The sequence below is a fragment of the Pseudoalteromonas sp. meg-B1 genome (genome assembly GCF_003173795.1).
Taxonomy (GTDB): domain Bacteria; phylum Pseudomonadota; class Gammaproteobacteria; order Enterobacterales; family Alteromonadaceae; genus Pseudoalteromonas; species Pseudoalteromonas undina.
The window spans coordinates 948,294-973,221 of sequence record NZ_QGQU01000001.1; the positions used below are offsets into that span (position 1 = coordinate 948,294).

Below are 24,928 nucleotides of genomic sequence, written 5' to 3' on the forward strand. Positions count from 1 at the left end.
TTAACCGCTAGGGTAGGCTATTTATTATTGAAATCTTTGCTCTGAAAATTCAAACAATGGCACTGACAAGTGCCCCCGCGTCTGTAATACCTGCATCCTTCATGGCTTGGCTGATCATTTGCACGAGCGCAATTACCTGAGATTGTGTTGATGAAACGATGTTTGCTTGTGCTTCAATTTGTGCCTGTATAGCCTCGTCTTCTTGGTCCGATTGAGCTTGTAATTGAGTGAGTTGCTCTTTTTGTTCTTCAAGCAGCTGCTTGAGCTCTTTAAGTTGCTCTATCATTTTTGCAATATATTCAGGCATCTCTGAATTTGTGGTTTTTTCAGCTTTTTGCTCAGCCTCTTTTCCTGAGAGTTTATTGCGCTCTCTGTCTGATAATTGATAATCAGCGTTGTCCTTATTTTTAGTTGTTTCTTTTGTTTGTTGTGCAATATTTGTTTTTTCGGCTGTAATTTTAACGTCAAAGGCTGAGTGTTTATTTAGCTGTATCACGGTTTATTATCCATAATGTTTTCGTTACTAATTTAATTATCGGCAGGAATGCTAAAGTACTAAAGCGATAAATACAAAAAATGACACCTCATTACATATGCTCACTTCGATAATGATGCCTCTTATCGTTTATGTATTTACCAACCTCTAAATTTATTTTTTATTTTAAATTATATAATTTTTATATTGACACACTGAACGCTTATTACTACATTTGTAACAGTTAAGAACTACAGGTGTAGTAATAGAGGTTAAAATGAAACTCAGTGAATTTGAATTAGACATTATGCAGTTGCTTTGGCAACACGAGCCTTGTACTGCTAGCCAATTACATAAAGCCCTACTTGCTGATACAAAAAAAGATAAGCAAGTAGCTTACACCACAGTAAAAACAATCGTTGATAGGTTAGAGCAAAAAGAGGCGATAGTACGCTGTGGGAACGAGGGGAGAGCGATTGTATTTAAATCAGTGATCACTCAAAACGCATTTTCAGCACAAGCAATGCCTAGCTTTATGCAGCGTTTTTTTAAAGGTAACTCTCGCAGCTTAATTGCCCATTTTATTAAAGAAGAAAAGCTGAATGACGAGGATATTGAGTACCTACAATCGCTACTGAAAAATAAAAAGCAAGATTAAAGGAGAAGGTTATGATGGATTATTTTGTAACTTGCACAATTATTAGTGTGTGTTGTTTGCTTGCATCATTAGGGATGAAAAGTGCCCCTTCTAGATTAAATTTTTACGTAATAATGCTGGCTTTAATAGCCTGGTTTGTTCCTTGGCAATACTTTTCTCAATTGCCATTATTTGAAAGTACATCGCAATATACTGTTAATGTTGCTGAGTTTAGTTTTTTAAATACGTTAATAGCCCCTACCGATGCGCAGGTCATAACATCAGAAAGTAGCATTATTGCACCAGTGAGTTGGTTACCATCATTAAACCATATTTTTAGTGTATTGCTGTTTAGTGGAATTGGCTTGTTTACATTGCGTGTTGCTATGTATGTAAAGTTAGTCAAAAACTTAAAAGCTAACTCAAGCTTATATAGCACTTCAAAACGAGCAAACTGTATATATCCAATAAGATTCACCTCAATTGGAGGGCCTGCTTTTGCAACAGGATTAGTCAATCCGGTTGTTTGGCTTACTCCTGAGATGGAAAATCGAAAAGAATTAAACTCTGTTATTGAGCACGAATTAACGCACTTACAACAAGGTGATATTTATTGGACATGGCTAATTTGCTTTATAGAAAGTGTTTTTTGGTGGAACCCAATATGCTCAAAACTAGCGCGTTTGGCAAAAGAGCAGTTAGAGCTTAGTTGTGACGAAAAATGTATGCGTAAACTCAAAGGTAAGTATCAGTTAGATTTAGCCAGTTTGTTACTCTCTGAGCATGAAAAAAAATCTAAATATAACTTTTTCACTCCCCCTCTTTTGAATATTGAACACTCAAAGAGTTTTAATATTCAAAGGATTAAAATGTTAAACAAGGAAAAAACAATGAAAAGTAAACATATGGTAATGGCTTTGGCTGCACTGTCTTTTAGCGCGTTGGCAGCAGCACAAATTGTTGATGAAAATCCAAAGAATGAACAACATAGTGCGCAAAAACAGCCCGCAGCTAGTAATCAGTATAACCAACAGTTAGCGCAACTTTTAGAGGTAGCTGGTGATGCAAAAAGTGATCAATCAACACAACTAATACAAACGGCAAAAAATATTCAAAAATGGTATGCAAATAGAGATGTGCTATCAGGTTTTGAAGAGGGAAAAATTAAATTAGAAAGTTATACTTTACTCGTTCATGTTTTTTCTAAACTTGAACAATATGAAGATATCTTAAGTGCTTACGAAACATGGTATCCAGCAGGAAGCAACCCGCCATATTTTACGAAAAACTCGCTTGCTAATGCCTACATACAACTAGGTCGTTATGAACTGGCTATAGCTGAATTAGAGGGGTTGTCTAGAGAGCTTGACGGTAACTTACACGAAGGTTCTGCTGGGAACTTAGCATTAGCTTATATTTATAGCGCAGATTACGATAAAGCATTAGACACGCTGCAACAAGCTAGTTTAGAGGGAAGTGCTTATGGTGATGTTTTAAAATACTACATCTACGATCAGCAAAATAATCAAACAAAAATGGCTGAGTTAAAAGGACGTTTACCAGCAGCCTTTGCGGTAACACCGGCTCTACTTCCTCGAGTAGGTATTCCACAATCACCGTTATTAGCTAAATTATAAATAAGCAAATACAAAAAAGCGTTGCCCTTGAGCAACGCTTTTTTTATCTTGTTTAGCCTTTAGCCTTTAGCCTTTAGCCTTTAGCCTTTAGCCTTTAGCCTTTAGCCTTTAGCCTTTAGCCTTTAGCCTTTAGCCTTTAGCCTTTATTCAGCGGCTAGATAGTCCAACACCACTTGGTGATGATCTTTGGTTTTAAATTTATCAAACAAGTGTTTAATTTTACCGTCTTGGCCTACTAAGAAAGTAAGGCGGTGAATCCCGTCATATTCTTTGCCCATAAATTTTTTGTAGCCCCACACCCCAAATGCCTCAGCAATGGCATGATCTTCGTCAGAAAGTAAGTCAAAGTTAAGCTCTTTTTTAGTTTCAAAGTTTTTAAGGCGCTTAATTGGATCTGGGCTTATGCCAACCACGTGAGTGTTAAATTTAGCAAGCTCGGCTTGTTGATCACGCAGGTTTTCGGCTTGTACGGTACAGCCAGGCGTTGACGCTTTAGGGTAAAAGTATACCAGCACTTGTTTTTCTTTTAATAACTCGCTGAGCACAACGGTTTCGTCATTTTGGTTTTGTAAGCTAAAAGTCGGTGCTGTGTCGCCACTTTGTAATGGGGTAATTTTGTTCATGCTAAACTCCTTAGCGAATACGTCGAAAGATGTAATCTACGTTTAAAACGTGCGAAAGGTTTTCAAAACTAATTTTAAATTGGTCAATGTCAACGTCAACGGGAATATTAAATTCAAGTTCACAGCGCATTTTAAGTTCAGTTTCTTCTTCGTAGGTATCTGACTTTAGTGAGCAAATATTAATATTATTATCTGCAAAAAAGCGTGTTACTTTACTCAAGGTGCCAGGGGTGTCTATGCCAGTGTATTCTAGGGTGTAGCCTGCACAAAACTCGCTTTGGTTGTGGCTTGAAGTGCGTTTCATCATAGTAAGCAGGCCAAGCTCCATACCTTTGGTAGGGAGTGTATGCTCAATACGGCTAATGGCTGACATATCACCGCTAAGTAGCATAATAAAAGTAAGTTCGTTACCTAAAATAGCAATGCGACTATCTATTATATTACAGTGGCAATCACTGACGAGTTGCGTAAGCTCACTAACGATGCCCGATCTATCTTCGCCAATTGCGGTTAAAACAATTTGATGATTTGAAAATGCAGTCATGGGTTTTAAAGTACCTAAGTTACTTGGATGATAACAACCGACTTGGCAACAAAAAATAAACACGTAGCGTTGCACGGCGGCAAAGTTTAACACAAAATCCGCGTTAAACTACAGTGACGGTTAATTTTAGGCGGTTAATAGTGCAGTGTTTCTTGTTTTTACAAGCTTGTGAAAGTACCATAGCAAAAATGTGTCTATTTGTAGCCTAGTCTGTCGGTCATCTTGTTGGCTTAATGCAGTTAGATAAGCAAATTATAAATGTAAAGTTAATATTGATTTTACACTGAACCAAATCGGTATTACCCACTCATATATTTGTTAAAACAATTAAGGGTATGCTAAGGAGAATTATCTGTGCAGTATTGGATCCCAAAAGCACTAGCAGTAAGTGTATTGGTAAGTTTGTCAGGGTGTAGTGTATTTACGAGTGATGCCCATAATGAGCGTAATTACCGCGCTCATGAGCCGGTTAAAACACCTGCTTCGTTATCACAACCCGCTCAAGATCCTGTTTATAAGATGGATGTGGGTCAATATGATAATAATCCGGAGGCAACAAACTATCGCCCGCCGGCGCAAGTGTTAACCATTGCTAAAGGCAGTTGGGTTGAGGAAGCAGATAAACAAGCACGTATTTATTTTGATAAAAATGATGGCATTGACGATTTAGATGTATTCATTTGGGACTCGATTCAAGCAGTGCTTGCTGATAACAACATTAGCGCGACACAACAAAACAAAATGCAAGGAACACTGGAAACAGATTGGTACGCCATTGTTAAGCCAGAAGAAAGCTGGTTATGGGGCGATGATGAAAGTGTTGATTTAGAGCGTTTTAAATTTACTATTGAAGAAAAAGAGCATCAACGCACAGCATCATTAACGGCTGAGCTTATTGATTTCAAAGGTGATAAACCTCTGACTGATTTATTAAAACAACAGCTAGAAGTGCGCGCCCTTAATCAAGTGGTGAGTGAATTTGATTATCGCTATCGTCAACTTGAAGTTGATATGCGTAAGCGCCAAGGAATAATTTCATTAGAACTTGGATTTGACAACAAAGGCAATGCAGCACTTGTTACTGAGCAGGCTTACGATACGGTATTCGATCGCTTTTCTGGATTCTTAGAGCGCTTATCTTTTACTATTGTTGAAATAAACCAAGAGACAGGTTTAATTACAGCAGATTATGCGAAAGTAGAAAGCAGTGTGTGGGATTCAATTTGGGGCGATGAACCAACAGAGCTTCCAATTGATGAAGGTCAATACCAAATTTTGGTTAGCAAAACCAAGCAAGGTGGCACCAGTCTAACGTGGATGGATGACAAAGGCGAAACGCTTGAACCAGGTACCATGAATGGTTTGCAACAAGCATTAGAAGCGGCGTTAATTAAGCGCGGTATTAAAATTTAATAATTATAAATATTTACTACAAAAAGAGCACTTAGCTCTTTTTGTGGTTTTTACAGGTTGAAAATATGTCTCAGTTAGATTCATCACGCCCAGCACCCGTTCAAAAAAGTTATGATTTGAAAGTTTGGTTGGTTTTTTTAATTCCTTCTTTAATCGGTGTGTTTTTGTTTATGACGCCAGTACCGTCTGGTGAAATAATGACAATTCCTATCGCGGTAATGGCCAAGGCAATTCAAGCCTCATTCAGTGATATAGCGCTAGGACTAATAGCCACAATTATTTGTATTACTGGCGTTATGTCGCTGGTGTTTAGTGTCTTTAAACCGAAAAGCTTAACCAAATTTCGCTTATTAAATCATTTGTTTAATGTGAGTTGGATTTGGTTAGTAACACGGTTGTTTGGTATGGCGTTTGTGCTTTTAACTTATTTTCAAGTTGGGCCGCATGCTATTACCTCAGAAAATACTGGCTTGCTAGTATTAAAAGATTTATTACCGGTGTTGTTTTCGGTGTTTATTTTAGCGGGCTTATTACTGCCGTTATTACTTAATTTTGGTTTACTTGAGCTGGTGGGTACCTTACTTACTAAAGTAATGCGTCCATTGTTTGGGGTGCCAGGGCGCAGTGCAGTTAATTGTGTTGCTTCATGGTTAGGTGATGGTAGCGTGGGTATTTTAATGACTGCGCGTCAGTATGAAGATAAATATTATACTCAACGTGAAGCTGCGATTATTGGTACCACTTTCTCTGCTGTATCAATTACCTTTTGTTTGGTTGTTATTGGCCAAGTAAAGCTTGAATACTTATTTGCACCTTTTTACCTAACCGTGTGTTTAGCGGGTGTAGTGGCCGCAATAATTGTTCCGCGTTTACCACCACTGCGTTTTAAAAAGGACGTGCTTATTGATGGTGAACAACCTGATGGCAACGCCGAGCTAGTCCCTGAAGGCAAAACATTATTTAAGCATTCACTTGATGTTGCATTAACTAAAGCAGAAAAAGCACCAGGCTTAAAAGGCACAATTGAAGAGGGCTTACACAACGCATTCGATATGGTGTTTGCAGTATTACCTGTGGTAATGGCTGTGGGTACATTTGCTTTAATTATTGCTGAGTACACGCCAATATTTCAATATTTAGGTATGCCGTTCATTCCATTTTTAGAATTACTACAAATACCTGAAGCTGAAATGGCGGCGCAAACGATTATGGTGGGATTTGCAGATATGTTTATTCCGTCTATTTTAGCCGCAGGCTCAATTGAAAGCGATGTAACACGTTTTATTATTGCGGCAATGAGTGTAACGCAACTTATTTATATGTCTGAAGTGGGCGCACTTTTATTAGGTAGTAAAATACCGGTTAATATTTTTGAGTTATTTATTATTTTTATTCTCAGAACTTTAGTAACCTTGCCAGTTATTGCCTTAATGGCGCACTGGTTAGTTGGCTAAGTAATGATTTAAACGAAAAAAGCCCTGAATATTCAGGGCTTTTTTGTTTCTTTGTCTTGCGTTGATGAAATTGATACTGAGGGTTTAAACTCGCTTTTTGCACTTAAGCGCAGCAGTACTAAATTGCCGATAACAATAGCCAGTACAATCGAGATAACGAGTACGATTTGCCAAATTTGCATTACGATGCTCTTATATTTTATTAAGCGGTTATTTATTATGACCACATTAAATAAAAGCTGCAATGCTCTCTAGAGCTGTAAATAAGCAATTAGAAACGTTGTGCCACCGACAAGGTTAAAAAGTTAATCCCTGGGTTGGGAGATTTAAATCCGGCGTTTGAATAGTGAATAATTCGCAGCGCTACATTGGTTTCACCAAAATCCGCCACTAGACCTATTCTGTCTTCAAACTGGTAGTGAGTACTTAGGTTTTTATCGGCAAAATAGCGTTCATCAAGTAAGGAAAAGCCAATACCAGCCTCTACATAAAATGGCGTATTGTATAGGCTAAATGCTGGGAACTGCACTACTGGCGAAACAGCTAACACCAGGTTTGATTGTGACTGTTGATCATGGCGGTAATGCCACAGGTTAATGCTGCTTTCAAGGTAAAAGCGGGCATCACCCACAAAGTTTTGCGCACCCTCTGGATGATACTGATACGCAAGCTTTACTCCAGTTACATTGCCTTCGCCTTTTAATAAGTCTACAGCGTAGCCATGGTTTGGGGATGCATAGGCTGCATGAGTTGTCAGTAAAAATAAACAAAAAACAATAATAGAAATCATATTATATGAGGTTTTCATAATGGCCAACTACGGGGGAAATTAAATTAGTAATTAAATGATAAGGGCGGTGAATTACTGTTTTCAATGAGGACAAAAATCCGCTTGTAGATGGCTTGTTAACTGAACACTTTAACTGATTGAATTTATTTAACTAATTATATTGGTGCTAATTGGGCATTAATAAGGTGCTTATTTATGCCTTTTTTGTTGCCTGTTATTTGCGTAAATTACGCTAAACTTAATTATTTAAACTATCCATTTATTATGAAACTTATAAAGCTTTTAGTGGTTGTTGCTGTTTTTTTCAGTAGTGCTTTGTATGCACAAACTCAGCCGTCACCTAAACAATTATTGCAAACTGTAGCCGAATCATTATTTAACGATATTGGGCAGGTAAATGCGCAAGGTAATGCCAGCAAAGAAGCGATGTCTTTAATTGTTGAGCAGCGTTTGATGCCACATATTGATATTAAGTTTGTGTCGTTTAAATTATTAGGTAAACATATTAAAGGTATCAACCGCGAGCAGGGCGTTGCGTTTATTGGTGCGGTAGAGCATTACTTAACGGGTACTTATGCGAGTGCACTAATGAAGTATACAGGGCAAGATGTAATATTTGAGCAAGACGCCGCAGCAAGCGACTCTAAATTTGCCACTGTTAAAACGCAAATTATTGAAACTAATAAACCCACCATAGATCTGCACTTTAAACTGCGTTTGGGGAATGATCAGCAATGGAAAGTATACGATATTGTTGCTGAGGGAATTTCGTTACTCAGTGCTAAGCAAAAAGAGATCATTCAACGAATTTCTGATGTGGGATTAGACCAAGTCACAGCAGAACTGCAGCAAAGTTAGTTCCTTTGCAATTAAAAGCTCCAACCGTAAAAGCAGCTGATGGCGCATGTCGTTAGCTGCTTTTGTATTTTGGTCTATATTGCATGAGTTTACGCTAGCTTGACTACCAAGCTGTGTTAGAATATCGACTTCTTTGATTAAGCGTGGTGTCAGCTAAAAACTGTTATAACTGACCACTCACCCGAGCTACACTGGAGTTGTGTTGTTTTAATGGAAAATGTACTAATTTGGCCAAAGGAATACCCGTTATTGGTCAAAGGGCTGGTTGAACAAAACGGTGCCTTCATTTTAGATGCTTTAGAAGCTTGGCCTGCCTGTCGCTCTACTGAAGAAGATGATGGTGTTTGTACTACGGTTTTGCCCCCAATTTATTATTTAACCTGGTTAACCCCCCTAGAGCCGTTTGAAGAATGTTATTTTCAGCATATCTGTGAATATGATGAAGATGCACAAGTCTATATTGCTGCACTTAAAGAGCATTATTTTGCCAATGATTACAGTATAGAAAATATTGTTTTAATGTTGTGTCAGCGACTTGAAAAATACGCAAGTGTATCGGCACAAAATAATATTGAAACGCCGCTTTCATTAATCAGTCTGTTTTTTAGTAAACGTTTTTTTACTTTGATAGAACATGCGCTTGAACAGGGTGCTAAGCTGTCAGCTGCAGATACCTTGTCTATTTGGCAAGAGGTCGACTTTAGAGAGCGTTTAAGTGCGCATATTCCTCAGTCGATTGCAGACATTGAATATTTAGCAGAGCTTACTAGCGAAAAGGTAGCTGCAGGCAAAGATTACTTTACTTTATTAACTCAGGTTTCGCCTGATGTTGATTCTATTGTGTTGTTAGAAAATGCCTTACTTGCCCATTTAAACAAGAAAAAAGCTAAGCAAACCATGGCTATGCGCTTTATTGAACAAGGTGCGACGGGTACCTTGACCGATGAAGATAACAAAACAGCATTTATGTGGGCTGCAGAAAAAGGCTATGTAAATGTAGTAGAAATGCTCCTGCAATACCAAGATAAAAAAGCCGTAGACATTAAAGGTAATACAGCGCTGCATTACGCGGTGATGAGTAAAAATGAATCGTTAATGATTTTATTGCTTAAAGCAGGGTATGATTTTAGAGCGCGTAATAACGACGGATTAAGTTGTTACCGTTTAGCTGTAAGCATCAAAGCCAGTAACTTAGTTAAATGCCTTGAACGTGATTTTGGTATTAAAGAATTATCGCCAGAAGGGCAGTTAGATCGAATTAAAAAAGTGCATGTATTACATGCGGTTGTGGCTTTATTGTTACCGCTACAGTTGTTTTTCTTTTTTGATGAAAATATCACTATAAAAAGTGAGCTCACTCTTTTTATGACCATGACGGCGGTGGTATGTTTTTTCTTTGCAACAAATTTAAAGCGCTGTTCGTTGTATCCGCACGTAAAGCACCCTTGGGGGTTGTTTTTATTAAGAATGATGTCGGTTTTTAGCCTTGTATCCCAGCTAGGTTTAGCGTGTATAGTGGGACTAGCAGCTTTAAGTGAGTTAGTTTAACCACTTACTTAATTATAAAAAAACGCGCTAATAAAGCGCGTTTTTTATGTTCTGAGCTGATAGCTATGAGTTGTTTTTATCGTGTTCATGCGCTGCTTTTTCTTCAGCAAGCTCATCTTTAAGCTTACGAATTTTAAGTCCAAGCTCTTGTCCTCTATGGCGTGCATAGTAAGTACAGCCAATAAACATAGATGAGGCAAATAGTAACTCTAGCAATACCCATACTAACTCATCTTGAGCAACCCATAGCAATGTAAAACCATGGATAAAATAAAACATAACAATGAAGTTAGCCCATGCATAGGTGTAGGTTTTATCTTGTAGTATGCCTTTTAAAGGTAATAATAGCGGTAGCACATAGACTAAAAATAGAAAGGCGTTACTGTGACCCTCTCTCGGTGCTAACACAAACATCCATAGTGGCATTAAAATAAGCAGGCCAAAATAACCAAATAGGGCTAGGCGCTGAAATTTTACGGTCACTGGCTTTTTAGCAGACTCGCTATTTTGGGTCATTTAAGTTTACTCGCTACTTGAGTCAAGCGTTTGCCTACGCTTTGACATATTTTAATTTCATCTTTACTTAGGGTAGAGCTGTTACTGCTGCCTGCTACGTGGGAAGCGCCGTAAGGTGTGCCTCCTGTCTCGGTGCCAAGTAACTCTGGTACATCGTAAGGTACCCCCATTAACATCATCCCGTGATGCAATAACGGCAGTGACAAGTTTAGTAGGGTTGCTTCATTGCCCCCATGCATACTACTCGATGATGAGAACACACAAGCAGGTTTATCGATAAGTTGACCTTTAAGCCAAAGATCGCTGGTGGTTTCCCAGAATGTTTTTGCTTGTGCGGCCATCATGCCAAAGCGGGTTGGCGTACCAAATGCAAGCCCATCACAGGCAACTAAATCGTCTTTACTGATCACAATGTCATGCGGGTTTTTAGCTACAAACGTACGCAGCAAGGCGGTTGCACCTTGTTGTTCTATCGATTCTGCTATTTCATGCGCCATGGCTTCTACCGAGCCATGGCTTGAGTGGTACAGCACCACGATGGTTGTGCTCATTATAGAACGCTTAATACGTTTTCAGGCGGGCGACCTAGTGCTGCTTTATTGTTATTTACTACAATTGGGCGCTCAATTAGTTTTGGGTTTTCGACCATAGCGTCAATAAGCACCGACTCGCTATTTTCATCTTTTAAATTCAGTGCTTTATATTGTTCTTCTTTGGTGCGCATTAAATCTCGGGCCGAATTAAACCCCAGTTGAGAAACTAAGGTACTAATTTGCTCATGAGAAAGCGGTGTTTTTAAGTATTCAACAACACTCGGTTCGATGTTTTTACTTTGTAATAGGTTAAGGGTTTCGCGCGATTTTGAACAACGCGGATTGTGATAAATAGTAACTGACATAAAAAGTACATCCAAAGTATAAATTGCGGCTATTTTAGGTGAACTCACTAAAGACTTAAAGCCTTGCTAGCTCTTTTTGCAATAACCGATATTGTGTGAGTAACGCTTTTAAACGTTGTTGTTTTACATTTTCATTTGGCTCAACAAAATTAAGTGCTTTTTGTATTTCGTCAGCTGCTTTTAAATATGCGCCATATTGCGATAACACATCGGCGTTAGCTTCGTGATATGCGGCTAATTTTTCTTGTTTTTTATAGGCGTCGGTCAAAAGCTGCTTACCCAAACTATGATCTGGCTTCTCCAATAAAAACGATTTTAATACATTTTCGGCTAACTCATATTGCTCAGCTTCCAACGCGGCGTTTGCATAATTTAAAGTGATCACTTGGTTGTTTGGCCGGTAGTTATTTAATTCACTTAAATAACTAACTGCTTTAGCTGCTTTTTTTTGTGCAATGAGTAAATCTGTTTTTGTATCAATATAAAATAAGTTTTTAGGATCGCTAGCTAATAGCTCGTCCAAGATAGGCTGCGCTTCCTCCGTTTTCTTTTGATCGATTAAGCTGATAGCTAATCCATATTGTAACGCTACGTTGTTATAAGTATTTTCGCGCATTAACTTTCTAAATAGGGCCTCTGCATTTTCTGGCTTGTTATCGTAACGTGCCAGTACACGGCTTTTAGCTAAATTAAAATCCAGGCTAGAGCCTACTTGGCGTTTTGGATATTGCTCGGCGCGCAAACGTACATCCGACACGCGGCTTTCTGGCAGCGGGTGAGTCAGTAGAAATGCCGGGGGTTTATATTTATAGCGAATTTGCGCTGCAAGCTTAGTTAAAAATTCACTGGAAGCTCGGGCGTCAAACCCCGCATTGTTAAGGGTTTGCATACCAATTCTATCGGCTTCTTGTTCCGCAGAGCGGCTATGGGTGAGTTGGCTAAATGCCGACTGGGTTTGGCTGGCTGAAATAATCGCCATACCTGCATCTGGGGCTACAACGGCTGCTAAAATACCGGCTATCATACCGGCAATGGTTAGACCGCTATTGTCTTGTTGTTGCTGAATACGCCTTGCTAAGTGGCGTTGTGTTACGTGCGCAATTTCGTGACCAAGCACTGAAGCAAATTGACTTTCGTTATCGGCTTGAGCAATTAAGCCTGTATGCACACCTACATGACCGCCATAAAATGCAAAAGCATTAATTTCAGGGTTATTTAACCAAAAAAAAGAAAAGCCAAAGCGTACATCATTGGCGTTCGCAACCAACTTTCGGCCTAAGGTTGTTAGGTATTCATCAAGCACCGGATCGTTAATTAATGGCGAAGAACCTCTGATCTGCATCATCATCACTTCACCAATTGCCTTTTCTTTCTCCAATGGTAAAGCCTGCAGCGCAGACGTGCCTAAGTCGGGCAGTTGAAGGTTGGTTTGTGCCTTTAACGGCTCACTCATTAGCAGGCTAAATGTAAGCACTGCACTGCATAAAGTGATAAAGGCTGATTTTAGCTGCATTATATTCCTTGTTTATTTTTTATCAGAGGCACTAGTTGGATCATCGGTGTATAAACGGCTGTCCTTTTCACATAGTTGGTAAAACGACTTTATTGTGACCCCATCAACCTTAACAATGTTCAATTGAGTTTGTAAAAAAGCAATAATTTTATGAACTACTTTATGTGAATGTAAAATAAGTGCCTTGTCTGCTTCATCGCCTTGGTCTAAGTAAAAACCAATAAATTTGTGTAATTGATTAATGCGAATAACGGTTTTCATAGTCAATGGATCCCATAATATAAATTCCATTGACTCATCATGTCGAGCGTATCTATCGATGGTAGTATCATGGGAAAAAGGGAACGCTTGTAGTTCAAAACCGCGCTCGGTAAATACTTGATGCAACGAAATTCGTGGCTTGTTATTACTTTCTTTCTCAAAAAGCTCGTTTGGGTCGATACCCAGCGCCTCTAGATTCCAATTGCGTTTATCGATGATACGCTTAATGGCATTATCAAAGCCGTGATCTAAAATACTTTCACATTCACTTACCGACGAAGCTACTAAATGATAAAAATGCGGCAGCTCCCCCCAATTAATTTGTTTTTTAAACCAATTAATTTCTTTGAGAGTTGGATTGCTAGGCAATTGCGCTTTATTATGCGAATTAGGCATTAACGTATCCTTTTAGCTAACTATGCTATAAGGATAAACCATTGCAGAGGTTGTTTTAAGAAAAAGTTAAATTTAACTGCGGTTAATCTTAGTTAGCCCAGGTATAGGACTTATTATTAATGTGAACAGGTAGTGAAACGAGTATGCTAGAGCTAGATTTGCGCGCTTATAAATGCCCTCAGCAATTTATTCAGTTTAAATTAGGGCTGCGTGAGGCAATATCGTTAAAACAAGCAATTACCTTTAATATCTCAAACGAGCAAAATACAGATGATATTGAACGATATTTGCAAAAAAAAATGTATTATTACAAGTTAAATAAACAACAAGCGTTGTTATTAGTGGAGCCGTTGCGTGTTTGAATATGTAAAAGCATGGTATGAAAAAAAGTTTTCTGATCCTAATTCAGTAACTTTACTTTTTTTATTATTGGCACTGGTTGCCATGTTGTACTTTTTTGGCCCATTAATTGTGCCTGTGTTAGTGGCGCTGATCATTGCTTATTTGTTAGATTGGCCTGTAGTTCACTTGGAGCGATTTGGCTTAAAGCGTTTTACTGCCACTAGCATAGTCATGCTGATATTTATTGGTATTATGCTCACCTTAATATTAGTTATTGGCCCGGTGCTTTGGCAGCAAAGTAGTAACTTAGTGCAAGAAACACCGCATATGGTTGAACAAGGTAAATCGTTTTTACTCGACCTTCCAGCTAAATATCCCAGCCTAATTAGCGCAGAGCAAGTACAGTCTATTGTGGTAACGGTAGAGACCAAAGTGCTTGAATTTGGCCAAGTGGTGCTGTCGGCATCGCTCAATTCATTAAAAGATGCTGTTGCGTGGTTAATTTATCTTATTTTAGTACCGCTACTGGTGTTTTTTATGCTGAAAGACAAAGTAGAGCTCAGTGCCAGCATTGCTAAACTGATCCCGCGCCAACGACGCTTAATTTTGCAAGTGTGGCATGAAATGAATCAGCAAATAATGAATTATATTCGGGGTAAAGTATTCGAAATTTTAATTATTGGCTCGGTGTCTTTTATTGCCTTTACGGTATTGGATTTACGTTATGCGGCGCTGTTAGGTGTGTTAGTTGGCTTTTCGGTGCTCATTCCATTTGTTGGTGCTGCGCTGGTGACTATACCTGTGGCGGCGGTGGCGCTGTTTCAGTTTGGTTTAGAAACCCAGTTTTGGACCATTTTAATTATTTACGGCATTATTCAAGCGCTTGATGGCAATGTGTTAGTCCCTTTATTGTTCTCTGAAGCGGTTGATTTAAATCCGGTGTTTATTATTGTCGCCGTGTTATTTTTTGGTGGGCTGTGGGGCTTTTGGGGGGTGTTTTTTGCTATTCCATTAGCATCATTAGTAAAAGCGCTAATTAAGGCGTGGTCATCCACACATGAAGAACTCGCAGAAGAGCTCGGTAACTAAAAAGTATAGTAAACGCACTTTAATTACTAAAGATTATTATTCATTCCTTTTAAAACTATGTACTATTGGGAATAAGATATATTTTTTAGTAATAAGGTGCGTTTTTAATGTCAGAGTTTTTATTGCCAGATGAACCCAACAACCAAGTTTATCTTGATGCAAATGCGACCACACCTGTATTGCCATGTATTGCAGAGGTGGTGTGCCATGCGATGCAAATTTGTTTTGGTAATCCCTCAAGTCCCCATATAACCGGTATTCAAGCCAAACACTTATTAGAACAAACGAGGCAAAAAGCGCGCAGCGTGATTGGTGCGCAGCAGGGCGATATATTATTTACCTCAGGTGCGACCGAAGGTATTCAAACTGCTATCGTATCAACCTTAATTAATGCCAAACAGCACACAAAATCTAAACCGGTTTTATTGTATGGAGCAACTGAGCATAAAGCGGTGCCTAATACATTAAAACATTGGAATGCCGTGCTTGAAATTAATGCTGAAATTATTGCTATTCCGGTTAACCGAGACGGTATTTTAGATTTAGACTTTATTGCTCAGCATATTGATAACGCCCTGATGATTTGTACTATGGCTGTTAATAATGAAACCGGTGTATACCAAGATTTAAGTGCTATAGAAAAGGTGATCCGCAGTCGTAATAACGATGTGACTTGGATGGTTGACTGTGTGCAGGCACTGGGTAAACAACAACTCAACCTAAGCAAAACCACGATTGATTATGCGCCATTTTCAGGACATAAGCTCTATGCACCTAAAGGCATCGGCTTATTGTATATTCGTAAAGGAAGCCCATACACGCCGTTTATAGCTGGTGGAGGCCAAGAAAGTGGCATGCGTTCAGGTACAGAAAACCTGCCCGGTATTGCTGGGCTTAATAAGCTGTTTAGTTTGCTGCTTGATAAGCAAGACGATACTTTTAAATCAGCTGATGTACTTAATTTGTATCGCGATAAACTGCATAGCGCTTTAGTTGACACCTTTGGAAGTATTACCTTTAATCATGATTTTGCCTGCTCAGTGCCCACAACACTAAACTTTGCAGTTAATGATTTAACCAGTAAAGAAGTTATTGATTTATTTGACGCTGCAGGTATTAGAGTCAGCGGTGGCTCAGCCTGTAGCACGGGCGCAACCCAAAGTTTTGTGCTTGATGCGATGGGAGTGTCACAGTGGCAAAGTGAAAACGCGATTCGTTTATCGTTTGGACCTGCCGCCACTATGGCGCAAATAGATTATGCATGTGAACAAATTCGCGCACTTAAAACAGTGTTACAAGCAAATTGTTTGGTTATTTCTGATAGTAGCTTAGTAGCACAAGAAGTATGTGCCTTGGGGCTTACCCAATTTAGACACCAAGGTGCTTGCAGTTGGTTGTATGTAGCTGATGATCAACAGGCAATTATTATTGACCCAATTATTGAACTGATCCCTCGATTTGAAAAAATAGTGAATACACAAAATTTAACTATTACTGCTATTTTAAACACGCATGAGCACCAAGATCGTCACTGTGCTCTTGATTTAATGCGCAGCGCACTCAAAACAAATTTAGTTGCTGGTGAAGTTGATCAATTAGGCTGGCCTGTTAATTGTGAACAATTGCAACTAACCGAACAAGTACTTGAAAAGCTAGCGACGCCTGGACACAGCCAAGATAGCGTGAGTTATTTATTAAAGGCTAATAACGGCGATGTACAGTACTGTTTTTGTGGTGATTTAATTTTACCTGCGGGGCTTGGTAATACAGTACTTGATGGGGGAGATGCGATGCAGATGGCAGACTCTTTGACTAAGTTAACTGCAGAGCTTAATTCGCAAAGCGTGGTGTGCTCTGGGCATGATTATCAACAGTGTTTCGCCATGAATTGGGCTGTGCAACAGCAGCAAACACCTTTATTAAAAGCGCTTATTGAAGGTGATATCAGCCATACTGAATTTGCCATGCAAAAACAACAAGCAGACTCACAACAACACACATTAGCAAATTCGTTTTGTGGTTATGTTAATGCAAAGCCTAAAGTCGAAACTTCGCAGCTTAGTTTTAATCAAGCGAAGGAAATGCTCTCACATAACAGTGTATATTTAATTGATACCCGAGAGCCTTATGAGCATGGCGCTAACAATATCAGTGGATTGCTTAATGTGCCTGAGGCTAAAACTTTAAATATTCCTCTAAGCCGAATGGCCAATGCACTCACCCAAGGGCAACTAGATAAAAACAATCAATACATATTGGTGTGTCGCAGTGGAAATCGTTCAAAAATTGCGGCGGCAAACTTAATTGAACTTGGTTATAACCGCGTTTTTAACTTATCGGGTGGTTTAGCATTGACCAGCTAATAGTTTAATAAAAGAAAAAGGCCGACATGTGTCGGTCTTTTTTTTGTCTGCTTTAATCGAAGATTAATAAAATGTTCATTGTGCAGAGGGGGTGAACAGTTGTTAAATTCAATTTTTAATTTTATGATACCGGTGTCAAAAGCAAAAAATTGCGCTATTATCTGCATCAAAGCTTATAAAAATAACGCAATTTAGACCATTTAAGCTATAATGTTGGGCTTTGCTTTTTACAAAAATCGCTTGTTCAGTGTCGTAAAAAATAAAATAAAATGCTTAAAATCAATAGATTAATTAATTAGGGGATGTTTACATGGCGAGCCGTTCTGAGTTAGTAAGTTGGCAAGCACTAGAAAATAGTGCACAAAAGATGACACAAACACATCTGAAAACTTTATTTGCACAAGACGATTCTCGTTTTTCTCAATTCTCTACTCAAATTCCAGGTGTGTTGTTTGATTACTCAAAACAACGCATAGATGAAAACGTATTTGGTCAATTAATTTCATTAGCGAAAGAATGCGATATTGAAGCATGGCGTGAGAAAATGTTTACCGGTGAAAAAATTAATATCACCGAAGACCGTGCGGTTTTACATACTGCGCTTAGAAATCGTGCTCATACACCGCTTATTGTTGACGGCGAAAATATTACAGAAGCGGTCGATAGCGAACTTGCCAAAATTAAGACCTTTGTTGAAAAAGTGCGAAGTGGTCAATGGCTAGGTTACACCGGAAAAGCGGTAAAAGATGTGGTTAGCATTGGTGTTGGTGGTTCAAACTTAGGGCCGCAAACGGCAACTGAAGCACTTAAAGCAGTGGTTGATAAGCCATTAAACGTTCACTATGTTTCAAACGCAGATGGCGTACAAATTGCGTCAGTATTAGATAAAGTAGATCCTGAAACCACGTTATTTGTAATTTCGTCAAAGACATTTACTACCTCAGAAACCATGACTAACTCAAAAACAGCGGTTGATTGGTTTTTAGACAGTGCAAAGGATGACAGCGCTATAGCAAAGCATTTTGTTGCAGTAAGCACTAATTTAGAAAAAACTGCTGCATTTGGTATTAGTGACGAAAACGTATTTACAATGTGGGATTGGGTTGGCGGTCGTTTTTCACTTTGGAGTGCCATTGGTTTACCTATTGCACTTTATGCTGGGTTTGAAGCATTTGAGGCCATTTTAGAGGGAGCGTTTGAAGTTGATGAGCACTTTAAATCGGCGCCGCTAGAAAAGAATATTCCTTTAATTATGGCGCTACTCAGTGTTTGGAATACCAGCTTTTTAGGGTTTGATTCGCAAGCTATTTTGCCATATGACCAAGCCCTGCATATGTTGCCAGCATATTTGCAACAAGGTGAAATGGAAAGTAATGGTAAACATGTAACCTTTGATGGGCAAACAGTGCCATACACTACCGTGCCAATCATTTGGGGTATGACAGGGATAAACGGTCAGCATGCGTTTTATCAATGTTTGCACCAAGGTAATGTCATTGTTCCCGCTGACTTTATTGGCTCTGTAAAGCCTCAGGTTAACGTAGATAAGCATCACGATATTTTATTATCGAACTTTTTTGCACAAACCGAAGCACTAATGAACGGGGTCGATGCACAGCAGATAACGGCTGATTTAACAGCCAAAGGCAAAACGCCTGCACAAATTGAAATGCTGCTAAAGCATAAAATTCACCAAGGTAACCGCCCAACAACGTCTATATTATTAGACACGATTGATGCAAAAGCGGTCGGTCGATTAATTGCACTGTATGAGCACAAGATTTTTTGTCACGGTATTATTTTACAAATATGCTCATTTGATCAGTGGGGCGTAGAACTTGGTAAAGGGTTAGCATCTAAAATTGAAGCTGAATTAACCGATGATAACGTGGTTAATGAGCACGACAGCTCAACACAAGGCTTAATGGCGTACTACAAACAATACCGTACGCAGTAACATATTCACTTATTACACAATAAGTAACCAAATACCTTTGAACGGGTAGCGCTGGAGTCCTAGGGCCTGTATTTTTGTGAGAGGAATTACAGTGTCCCTAGACCCATTTTTTATGGCGCATATAACGAACAACAATTAGTAGGCTTTGTGCTGAGGCCTACATTATCCAGATAATAAACCGCTATAACTGATTACCAATACGGTAGTGGCAGGTAGCATAAACGTAGAGAGTAACTATGCTTAATCCTTTTGATATTATAATTTTTGGGGGCGGTGGTGATCTTGCGTTACGCAAATTACTTCCTGCAATGTATCGAGCATATCAAGAAGGTAACTTACCGCAAGGCTCACGTATTTTGCCTACCGTGCGCGAACAAAGTAAATGCGATGAATACATCGATACTGCACACAAAGCGTTACAAGAATTTTTAAGCGAAGGCGAATATAACGCAAAAGATTGGAAATCGTTCTCAGACTTTTTAGTACCCGTAGTGAGCAATGTCACCGAAGCGGATGATAACTGGGATGTACTGAAAAAAATTCTAAATGAAGATGACAACGATAAATCACGAGTATTTTACTTATCTCTCCCACCTGCTGTTTATGGCACCTGTTGTGAAATATTATCAACGAAAAAACTAATTACTGCGAACTCGCGTGTTGTAGTAGAAAAACCAATTGGTTACTGCGGTGAGTCAGCAGAAGTAATTAATGCGAAAATTGCACAGTACTTTAACGAAGAACAAATTTTCCGTATTGACCACTATTTAGGTAAAGAAACGGTGCAAAACTTAATGGCACTGCGTTTTTCAAATTCATTATTTGAGAACATGTGGGATGCTAAATCGATTGATAATATTCAAATTAGCTTGTCAGAAACAGTAGGACTTGAAAGCCGTGCAGGTTTTTATGACAAAGCCGGTGCTTTACGTGACATGGTGCAAAACCACTTGTTACAACTACTTTGTCTAGTGGCTATGGAGTCACCACATAAGTTAAATGCTAACAGCATCCGTAACGAAAAATTAAAAGTATTAGAAGCTTTACGTCCACTTGAAGGTACGGATGTAGATAATCATATTATTCGTGGTCAGTACGTACCCGGTGATTTAAACGGTAAAATAGTTCCAGGTTACCTTGAAGAGCTAAACGAGGGAGCGAGTAAAACCGAAACTTTCGTGGCTATTCGTGCGCATATTGATAACTGGCGCTGGGCAGGCGTGCCTTTTTATCTGCGCACCGGTAAACGAATGGCGAAGCGCTGCGCTGAAATTGTGGTTGAATATAAAAAAGTATCGCATAACGTGTATGAAGACAGCGTAGGCAATATTGAACCAAATCGTTTGGTTATTCGTTTACAGCCTCAAGAAAGTATTCAATTAACGCTGATGTCAAAGCGTCTTGATAACTTAGATATGCAACTTGAACCTGTAACGATGAATATTGAATTGTCACAAGCGTATAGTAATGGTTTCCATTCAGATGCTTACAAGCGTTTAATGCTTGATGCAGCGGCTAATAATCCTTCATTATTCATTCACCGCGACGAAGTTCGTCAAGCGTGGAAGTGGATTGATCCAATAATTGAACGTTGGCAAGAAAAGGGTAAACCTTCATTGTACCGAGCGGGTAGTTGGGGGCCTGAAGACGCCGATGAATTATTAGCAGAGAATAATCATGTTTGGTTTAACACCGGTGATAAGGCATAAATAATGGCAACGATAGTAGAGAAATTTTTTGACGATAAAGCCGCTTTAACTGAGGAATTATCTCAGTCATTAGAACAAGCATTACGTGATGGTATTGAGGCTGATGGCCGTGCAGTATTAATGGTTTCAGGGGGGTCTTCACCTGAGCCGGCTTATAAACATTTATCTACCCTTGATTTAAACTGGGCTCATGTTGATGTTGCTATGGTTGACGAACGCTGGGTTGAGGTAAGTCACGAAAAAAGTAATGAAGCATTCATTAAGCGTACTTTGCTACAAAACCATGGGGCAGCGGCTAATTTTATTAGTATGAAAAATGCAGCAGCCACTGCAGAGCAAGGTGTTGATGAATGTGAGGTGCAGTTTCAAGCATTAAAACGCCCGTTTGATGTCACTATTTTAGGTATGGGTCCAGATGGACATACTGCTTCGTTATTTCCACATGCTCAAGGGCTGGAAAACGGCTTAGATTCAAACCAACTTGTGTGTGCCATTAACGCAATTGAGAGTGATGTAACAGGTAGTATTACCGAACGAATGAGCTTAACGCTAAATGCAATTTCACAGTCTAAAGTAGTTAAATTACTTATTAGTGGCGATGAAAAGCTGGCTGTGTATAAGCAAGCTTTAGCGGGTGGTAATGTTAATGATATGCCGTTACGTGCAGTTCTAAATCACCCTGAGATCAACATTGAAGTGTATTGGGCACCTTAATTTAGTCTAAACTAGGTGCTTTAAAACCATGTTGTATTGATGGTTTAATGAAAGGTCAGTTGCTTTTGCTACTGGCTTTTTTTATTGCGACATGTTTTTGTCATTAATCAATTAATAACAAAGTGCTGTAAACATTTGAAGTTTAAATATTTCCCTTAAGCTAAGTACCTTTTAAATCCTCTTACATCTCCCAAAAGTCATTAACTAAAGCTTTATTTGTAAATTAAAACAATTAGTTAATCTTCAGGTGCAATTGAGTAATATAGCATGTTAATCGCTTCAGCTATCCGCAAAGTCGACTACTCTAAATACATTAAGTATAAAAAACGCCATTATTTACATGCTTGGTATGAAGAGTAAGCATCGGACGAACTCTACTTTTTTATAAAATAATAAATCAACATAAAATCAATAACTTAATTATATATTAGTTAAATTTCATACAAAAAGAGCGGAAAAATGTAGCAAAATTGTAATTTAGCATGTATGGTTTGTTACTACTATGACAGCGCTGTCATGGCGGTTAGGCAAAATGATAAACAAAACCAATAAAATGATTCGAGGGGAATCCTGTGTTAGCTAAAAATTTTAAAAAAAGCTTATTAGCAGTAAATATCGGCTTAGTTGTGGGAGCTGGCTTTACTGGTGCTGCATTCGCAGCCGATGAAGTTAAAGTTCAAGATGATGTTGAAGTCATTGAAGTACGCGGTATACGCGCTTCAAATAAAGAAAACTTAAACGGAAAACGTTTTTCTAATGCTGTTGTTGATGTTGTAACAGCGGAAGATGTTGGTAAGTTTCCTGATGGCGATGTAGGTGAATCTCTTGGTCGTATTTCTGGTGTAAGTGTATCTCGTCAATTTGGACAGGGTCAGCAAGTATCGATACGTGGTGCTTCAGCACAACTTACACGTACATTGCTTGATGGTCATACAGTTGCGTCAACAAGTTGGTTTGACCAACAAGCCGTAGACCGCAGTTTTAACTACTCATTATTACCTTCAGAATTAGTCGGCGGCTTAGAAGTTTATAAGTCGTCACAGGCTAATCTAGTTGAAGGTGGTATTGGTGGTACCGTTATTGTTAAAACACGTAAACCTCTAGATTTAGATGCAAACACTGTATTTGCAAGTGTAAAAGCTGATTATGGTACAGTTTCTGAAGAGACAGATCCTGAACTTTCTGGCTTATACAGCTGGAAAAATAATAATGAAACATTTGGTATCTTAGCGGCGGGTTCTTTATCAGAAGTAGATTACCAACGTAACGGTATTGAATCATCAGGTGGTTGGAGTGGCGGTATGGCACCAACAACATTCCAACAAGCACGTGAACGTACAGCTTATAATGTTGCCATGCAATACCAGCCATCAGATTCGCTTGTATTAGGCCTGACTTACACTAGCTTAGAGCTAGATGCAAATAATGCTAACTCGCAAATAATTATCTTCCCAGGCGACGGCTCATGTGAGCAAACTAATGCTTCAGGTAATTGTGTCTCTCGCACAATTGACGGAAATGGCACTGCTTTTTTCCAAACATGGGCGCGTAAAGCAAGCATGAAGTCTGATACGGTTGATTTTGACTGGCAATATGATGCAGAGTCATTCACATTTAAAGGTCGCGTAGGTAAAACCAGTGCTGACAGTGACGTAACAACTGCAAACTATGGTATGTTTACTAATAACAATAGTGATCTAAATGGCTCTATGGATATGACTGGTGATGTGACTAAATTTAATTTAGCAAACCAATCTTACGATGCGAGCATTTTACCTGATACCATCAGTCCGCAAACATGGGCGCCTGAATATAACCCTGATTCAGATGAAGAAAGCTACTTAAACTTAGACTTCGAAATTCCACTTGATCTGGGTGTGGTTACTGCAATTAAAACTGGTTTAAGATACGCCGATCATAAAGTTGTCCAAGATAGCAATGCTGCTATTGTAAACCCAGATTTAGTGCCAAAGCGAAATGCAACAGCATACTACCCTGGTACAGTGACTGCCGGCGGTGGTTTTGTTATACCTGAACCTGATATGGATCTAATGATTGCTGATTCATTAGCAATGACTGAAGGTTATACTGCACGTCCACAAGGCTATGGCACCATTGAAGAAGAAAATTTAGCAATCTATGCGATGGCTGATTTTGACGCAGGTGGCATTCGCGGTAATTTAGGTGTGCGTTACATCTCAACTGATATTTCTTCAGATTACTATGACTTAAGCGATGAAGGTGTTTACGATTCTACCTTATCTACAGATAAAGCAGATTACAGTGAATTCTTGCCAAGCTTAAACGTCGTTATGGACTTAGCTGATAACGTAATTTTACGTACCTCGGCAGCACAAGTTATTTCTCGTCCTAATTACGCTGACTTATTTGCAACGCGTAACCTAGCTGGCTATACGGATAATCGCCCTTTAAACGAAGTTTTAAATACTGGTAACGTTGGTTTAAGCCCGTTTAAAGCATTCCAAGCTGACATTGGTGTTGAATGGTATTTTGATGACGATGCGATGTTAAGCGTCACTTACTTTACTAAAGAAGTTAGTTCGTTTATCTCTACACAACAACAAACCAATCAACAAATTGGTATTGATATCCCAGTTTATACAACTAACCCAGATGCAGGCGAACCACCATGTGGCGCGCAGCAATATGACTGTTGGACTGTGAGCTCTTCTACCAACGGCACAGGTGGTTCAATTGAAGGTATTGAGTTCCAAATTCAAGATTCGTTTGATAACGGCTTTGGTTATTCATTTAACTACACCTATTCAGATGCAGAAGCGCCAGCAGAAAATTACCCAGATCGTGTAGGCGTATTCTCTGATTCATCGAAAAATAGCTATAACGTAGTTGGTTTTTATGAAAATGATGATTTCTCTGCGCGTTTAGCATATAACTGGCGTTCAGAGTTTATTATTCGTGAAGCACCTGGTTGGTATGGTAACCGTGAACATCAAGACTACGGACAGCTAGATTTCAGTGCAACGTACTCTGTAACCGACTACTTAGACGTTACTTTCGAAGGTATTAACCTAACAGAGGAAGACAGTATTCAGCTTGGTAATAACGATGCGTCAACATCATTACCAAACCCTGATCTACTGAATGACTTCCCTGTATGGAGCTTTGAAGGTGAAGCACGTTATAAACTTGGTGTAACAATGCGTTTCTAA

At 39.0% G+C, this 24,928-nt stretch carries 23 protein-coding genes; 13 read left to right on the forward strand and 10 right to left on the reverse strand.

Annotation, left to right across the window (positions count from 1 at the left end):
* Positions 1 to 49: 49 nt before the first annotated feature.
* Positions 50 to 496 carry a hypothetical protein gene (locus DK924_RS04625; protein WP_109874459.1) on the reverse strand — a complete coding sequence of 149 codons (447 nt, stop codon included), beginning with the start codon at positions 494 to 496 and terminating at the stop codon, positions 50 to 52.
* 256 nt (positions 497 to 752) lie between these two features.
* Here DK924_RS04625 and DK924_RS04630 point away from each other — a divergent pair, with 256 nt between their 5' ends.
* Positions 753 to 1,133 (forward strand): BlaI/MecI/CopY family transcriptional regulator, encoded by a 381-nt coding sequence (locus DK924_RS04630; RefSeq protein ID WP_008109979.1) that lies wholly within the window; start codon positions 753 to 755, stop codon positions 1,131 to 1,133.
* An 11-nt stretch (positions 1,134 to 1,144) separates the two neighbouring features.
* Positions 1,145 to 2,749 carry a M56 family metallopeptidase gene (locus DK924_RS04635; RefSeq protein ID WP_109874460.1) on the forward strand — a complete coding sequence of 535 codons (1,605 nt, stop codon included), beginning with the start codon at positions 1,145 to 1,147 and terminating at the stop codon, positions 2,747 to 2,749.
* 143 nt (positions 2,750 to 2,892) lie between these two features.
* Here the strand turns inward: DK924_RS04635 and bcp are convergent, their stop codons facing one another.
* Both bcp and DK924_RS04645 read right to left on the reverse strand, forming a co-directional pair.
* Positions 2,893 to 3,372: a thioredoxin-dependent thiol peroxidase gene (bcp, locus tag DK924_RS04640; protein WP_109874461.1), complete on the reverse strand. Its 480-nt coding sequence runs from the start codon at positions 3,370 to 3,372 to the stop codon at positions 2,893 to 2,895.
* Between the two features lie 10 nt (positions 3,373 to 3,382).
* Positions 3,383 to 3,916 carry a glycine cleavage system protein R gene (locus tag DK924_RS04645; protein ID WP_008464556.1) on the reverse strand — a complete coding sequence of 178 codons (534 nt, stop codon included), beginning with the start codon at positions 3,914 to 3,916 and terminating at the stop codon, positions 3,383 to 3,385.
* Between the two features lie 354 nt (positions 3,917 to 4,270).
* Here DK924_RS04645 and bamC point away from each other — a divergent pair, with 354 nt between their 5' ends.
* Together bamC and DK924_RS04660 are read left to right on the forward strand one after the other, a co-directional pair.
* Positions 4,271 to 5,329: an outer membrane protein assembly factor BamC gene (gene bamC, locus DK924_RS04655; protein ID WP_008112982.1), complete on the forward strand. Its 1,059-nt coding sequence runs from the start codon at positions 4,271 to 4,273 to the stop codon at positions 5,327 to 5,329.
* Positions 5,330 to 5,394: 65 nt separating this feature from the next.
* On the forward strand, positions 5,395 to 6,783 hold the full coding sequence (locus DK924_RS04660; RefSeq protein ID WP_109874462.1) for a YjiH family protein: 1,389 nt from the start codon (positions 5,395 to 5,397) through the stop codon (positions 6,781 to 6,783).
* Between the two features lie 32 nt (positions 6,784 to 6,815).
* Here DK924_RS04660 and DK924_RS04665 read toward each other — a convergent pair whose 3' ends face one another.
* Positions 6,816 to 6,965, reverse strand: a complete 150-nt coding sequence (locus DK924_RS04665; RefSeq protein WP_109874463.1) for a DUF2897 family protein — start codon at positions 6,963 to 6,965, stop codon at positions 6,816 to 6,818.
* Between the two features lie 89 nt (positions 6,966 to 7,054).
* Positions 7,055 to 7,591: an acyloxyacyl hydrolase gene (locus DK924_RS04670; RefSeq protein WP_010388480.1), complete on the reverse strand. Its 537-nt coding sequence runs from the start codon at positions 7,589 to 7,591 to the stop codon at positions 7,055 to 7,057.
* Between the two features lie 246 nt (positions 7,592 to 7,837).
* Here DK924_RS04670 and DK924_RS04675 point away from each other — a divergent pair, with 246 nt between their 5' ends.
* Positions 7,838 to 8,431: a phospholipid-binding protein MlaC gene (locus DK924_RS04675; RefSeq protein ID WP_036932808.1), complete on the forward strand. Its 594-nt coding sequence runs from the start codon at positions 7,838 to 7,840 to the stop codon at positions 8,429 to 8,431.
* A 210-nt stretch (positions 8,432 to 8,641) separates the two neighbouring features.
* Entirely contained in the window at positions 8,642 to 9,979 is a 1,338-nt protein-coding gene (locus tag DK924_RS04680; RefSeq protein ID WP_109874464.1) for an ankyrin repeat domain-containing protein, read from the forward strand.
* 63 nt (positions 9,980 to 10,042) lie between these two features.
* On the opposite strand, the gene DK924_RS04685 is transcribed toward DK924_RS04680, so the two are convergent.
* The 5 genes from DK924_RS04685 to DK924_RS04705 are packed head-to-tail and all read right to left on the reverse strand — an operon-like array spanning position 10,043 to position 13,563.
* Positions 10,043 to 10,495: a DUF2069 domain-containing protein gene (locus DK924_RS04685; protein ID WP_008112994.1), complete on the reverse strand. Its 453-nt coding sequence runs from the start codon at positions 10,493 to 10,495 to the stop codon at positions 10,043 to 10,045.
* Positions 10,492 to 11,046 carry an NAD(P)H:quinone oxidoreductase gene (gene wrbA / locus DK924_RS04690; protein WP_008112996.1) on the reverse strand — a complete coding sequence of 185 codons (555 nt, stop codon included), beginning with the start codon at positions 11,044 to 11,046 and terminating at the stop codon, positions 10,492 to 10,494. Before wrbA ends, DK924_RS04685 begins: the two co-directional genes overlap by 4 nt.
* Positions 11,046 to 11,393, reverse strand: coding sequence for an arsenate reductase (glutaredoxin) (gene arsC, locus DK924_RS04695; protein ID WP_036932810.1), 348 nt, complete (start codon positions 11,391 to 11,393; stop codon positions 11,046 to 11,048). The genes wrbA and arsC overlap by 1 nt, the downstream gene beginning before the upstream one ends.
* 55 nt (positions 11,394 to 11,448) lie before the next feature.
* On the reverse strand, positions 11,449 to 12,906 hold the full coding sequence (locus DK924_RS04700) for a M48 family metalloprotease (protein ID WP_008113000.1): 1,458 nt from the start codon (positions 12,904 to 12,906) through the stop codon (positions 11,449 to 11,451).
* A gap of 12 nt (positions 12,907 to 12,918) precedes the next feature.
* Positions 12,919 to 13,563, reverse strand: a complete 645-nt coding sequence (locus DK924_RS04705; protein ID WP_008113002.1) for a hypothetical protein — start codon at positions 13,561 to 13,563, stop codon at positions 12,919 to 12,921.
* A 143-nt stretch (positions 13,564 to 13,706) separates the two neighbouring features.
* Between DK924_RS04705 and DK924_RS04710 the strand changes: the two genes are divergently transcribed.
* From DK924_RS04710 to DK924_RS04740, 7 genes are all read left to right on the forward strand, one after another.
* Entirely contained in the window at positions 13,707 to 13,925 is a 219-nt protein-coding gene (locus DK924_RS04710) for a hypothetical protein (protein WP_109874465.1), read from the forward strand.
* Positions 13,918 to 14,994 carry an AI-2E family transporter gene (locus tag DK924_RS04715; protein ID WP_008113005.1) on the forward strand — a complete coding sequence of 359 codons (1,077 nt, stop codon included), beginning with the start codon at positions 13,918 to 13,920 and terminating at the stop codon, positions 14,992 to 14,994. Before DK924_RS04710 ends, DK924_RS04715 begins: the two co-directional genes overlap by 8 nt.
* A 107-nt stretch (positions 14,995 to 15,101) precedes the next feature.
* Complete coding sequence (locus tag DK924_RS04720; RefSeq protein ID WP_109874466.1) at positions 15,102 to 17,357, forward strand: aminotransferase class V-fold PLP-dependent enzyme; 2,256 nt, start codon at positions 15,102 to 15,104, stop codon at positions 17,355 to 17,357.
* A 310-nt stretch (positions 17,358 to 17,667) separates the two neighbouring features.
* Positions 17,668 to 19,314: a glucose-6-phosphate isomerase gene (gene pgi, locus DK924_RS04725; RefSeq protein ID WP_109874467.1), complete on the forward strand. Its 1,647-nt coding sequence runs from the start codon at positions 17,668 to 17,670 to the stop codon at positions 19,312 to 19,314.
* 236 nt (positions 19,315 to 19,550) lie between these two features.
* The gene (gene zwf, locus DK924_RS04730) at positions 19,551 to 21,023 is read left to right on the forward strand and encodes a glucose-6-phosphate dehydrogenase (RefSeq protein ID WP_109874468.1); all 1,473 of its coding nucleotides are present in this window, start codon (positions 19,551 to 19,553) and stop codon (positions 21,021 to 21,023) included.
* Between the two features lie 3 nt (positions 21,024 to 21,026).
* Positions 21,027 to 21,737, forward strand: a complete 711-nt coding sequence (pgl, locus tag DK924_RS04735; RefSeq protein WP_109874469.1) for a 6-phosphogluconolactonase — start codon at positions 21,027 to 21,029, stop codon at positions 21,735 to 21,737.
* A 572-nt stretch (positions 21,738 to 22,309) separates the two neighbouring features.
* On the forward strand, positions 22,310 to 24,928 hold the full coding sequence (locus tag DK924_RS04740) for a TonB-dependent receptor (RefSeq protein ID WP_109874470.1): 2,619 nt from the start codon (positions 22,310 to 22,312) through the stop codon (positions 24,926 to 24,928).

Excerpts from the sequence above, each read along its gene's own strand:
- DK924_RS04720 (WP_109874466.1), top strand. The coding sequence starts at position 15,102 with ATGTCAGAGTTTTTATTGCCAGATGAACCCAACAACCAAGTTTATCTT.
- DK924_RS04680 (WP_109874464.1), top strand. The coding sequence starts at position 8,642 with ATGGAAAATGTACTAATTTGGCCAAAGGAATACCCGTTATTGGTCAAA.
- DK924_RS04630 (WP_008109979.1), top strand. The coding sequence starts at position 753 with ATGAAACTCAGTGAATTTGAATTAGACATTATGCAGTTGCTTTGGCAA.
- DK924_RS04700 (WP_008113000.1), bottom strand. The coding sequence starts at position 12,906 with ATGCAGCTAAAATCAGCCTTTATCACTTTATGCAGTGCAGTGCTTACA.
- zwf (WP_109874468.1), top strand. The coding sequence starts at position 19,551 with ATGCTTAATCCTTTTGATATTATAATTTTTGGGGGCGGTGGTGATCTT.
- pgi (WP_109874467.1), top strand. The coding sequence starts at position 17,668 with ATGGCGAGCCGTTCTGAGTTAGTAAGTTGGCAAGCACTAGAAAATAGT.
- DK924_RS04645 (WP_008464556.1), bottom strand. The coding sequence starts at position 3,916 with ATGACTGCATTTTCAAATCATCAAATTGTTTTAACCGCAATTGGCGAA.
- DK924_RS04705 (WP_008113002.1), bottom strand. The coding sequence starts at position 13,563 with ATGCCTAATTCGCATAATAAAGCGCAATTGCCTAGCAATCCAACTCTC.
- DK924_RS04685 (WP_008112994.1), bottom strand. The coding sequence starts at position 10,495 with ATGACCCAAAATAGCGAGTCTGCTAAAAAGCCAGTGACCGTAAAATTT.
- DK924_RS04660 (WP_109874462.1), top strand. The coding sequence starts at position 5,395 with ATGTCTCAGTTAGATTCATCACGCCCAGCACCCGTTCAAAAAAGTTAT.
- DK924_RS04635 (WP_109874460.1), top strand. The coding sequence starts at position 1,145 with ATGATGGATTATTTTGTAACTTGCACAATTATTAGTGTGTGTTGTTTG.
- DK924_RS04710 (WP_109874465.1), top strand. The coding sequence starts at position 13,707 with ATGCTAGAGCTAGATTTGCGCGCTTATAAATGCCCTCAGCAATTTATT.
- pgl (WP_109874469.1), top strand. The coding sequence starts at position 21,027 with ATGGCAACGATAGTAGAGAAATTTTTTGACGATAAAGCCGCTTTAACT.
- DK924_RS04670 (WP_010388480.1), bottom strand. The coding sequence starts at position 7,591 with ATGAAAACCTCATATAATATGATTTCTATTATTGTTTTTTGTTTATTT.
- arsC (WP_036932810.1), bottom strand. The coding sequence starts at position 11,393 with ATGTCAGTTACTATTTATCACAATCCGCGTTGTTCAAAATCGCGCGAA.
- DK924_RS04665 (WP_109874463.1), bottom strand. The coding sequence starts at position 6,965 with ATGCAAATTTGGCAAATCGTACTCGTTATCTCGATTGTACTGGCTATT.
- bcp (WP_109874461.1), bottom strand. The coding sequence starts at position 3,372 with ATGAACAAAATTACCCCATTACAAAGTGGCGACACAGCACCGACTTTT.
- wrbA (WP_008112996.1), bottom strand. The coding sequence starts at position 11,046 with ATGAGCACAACCATCGTGGTGCTGTACCACTCAAGCCATGGCTCGGTA.
- DK924_RS04675 (WP_036932808.1), top strand. The coding sequence starts at position 7,838 with ATGAAACTTATAAAGCTTTTAGTGGTTGTTGCTGTTTTTTTCAGTAGT.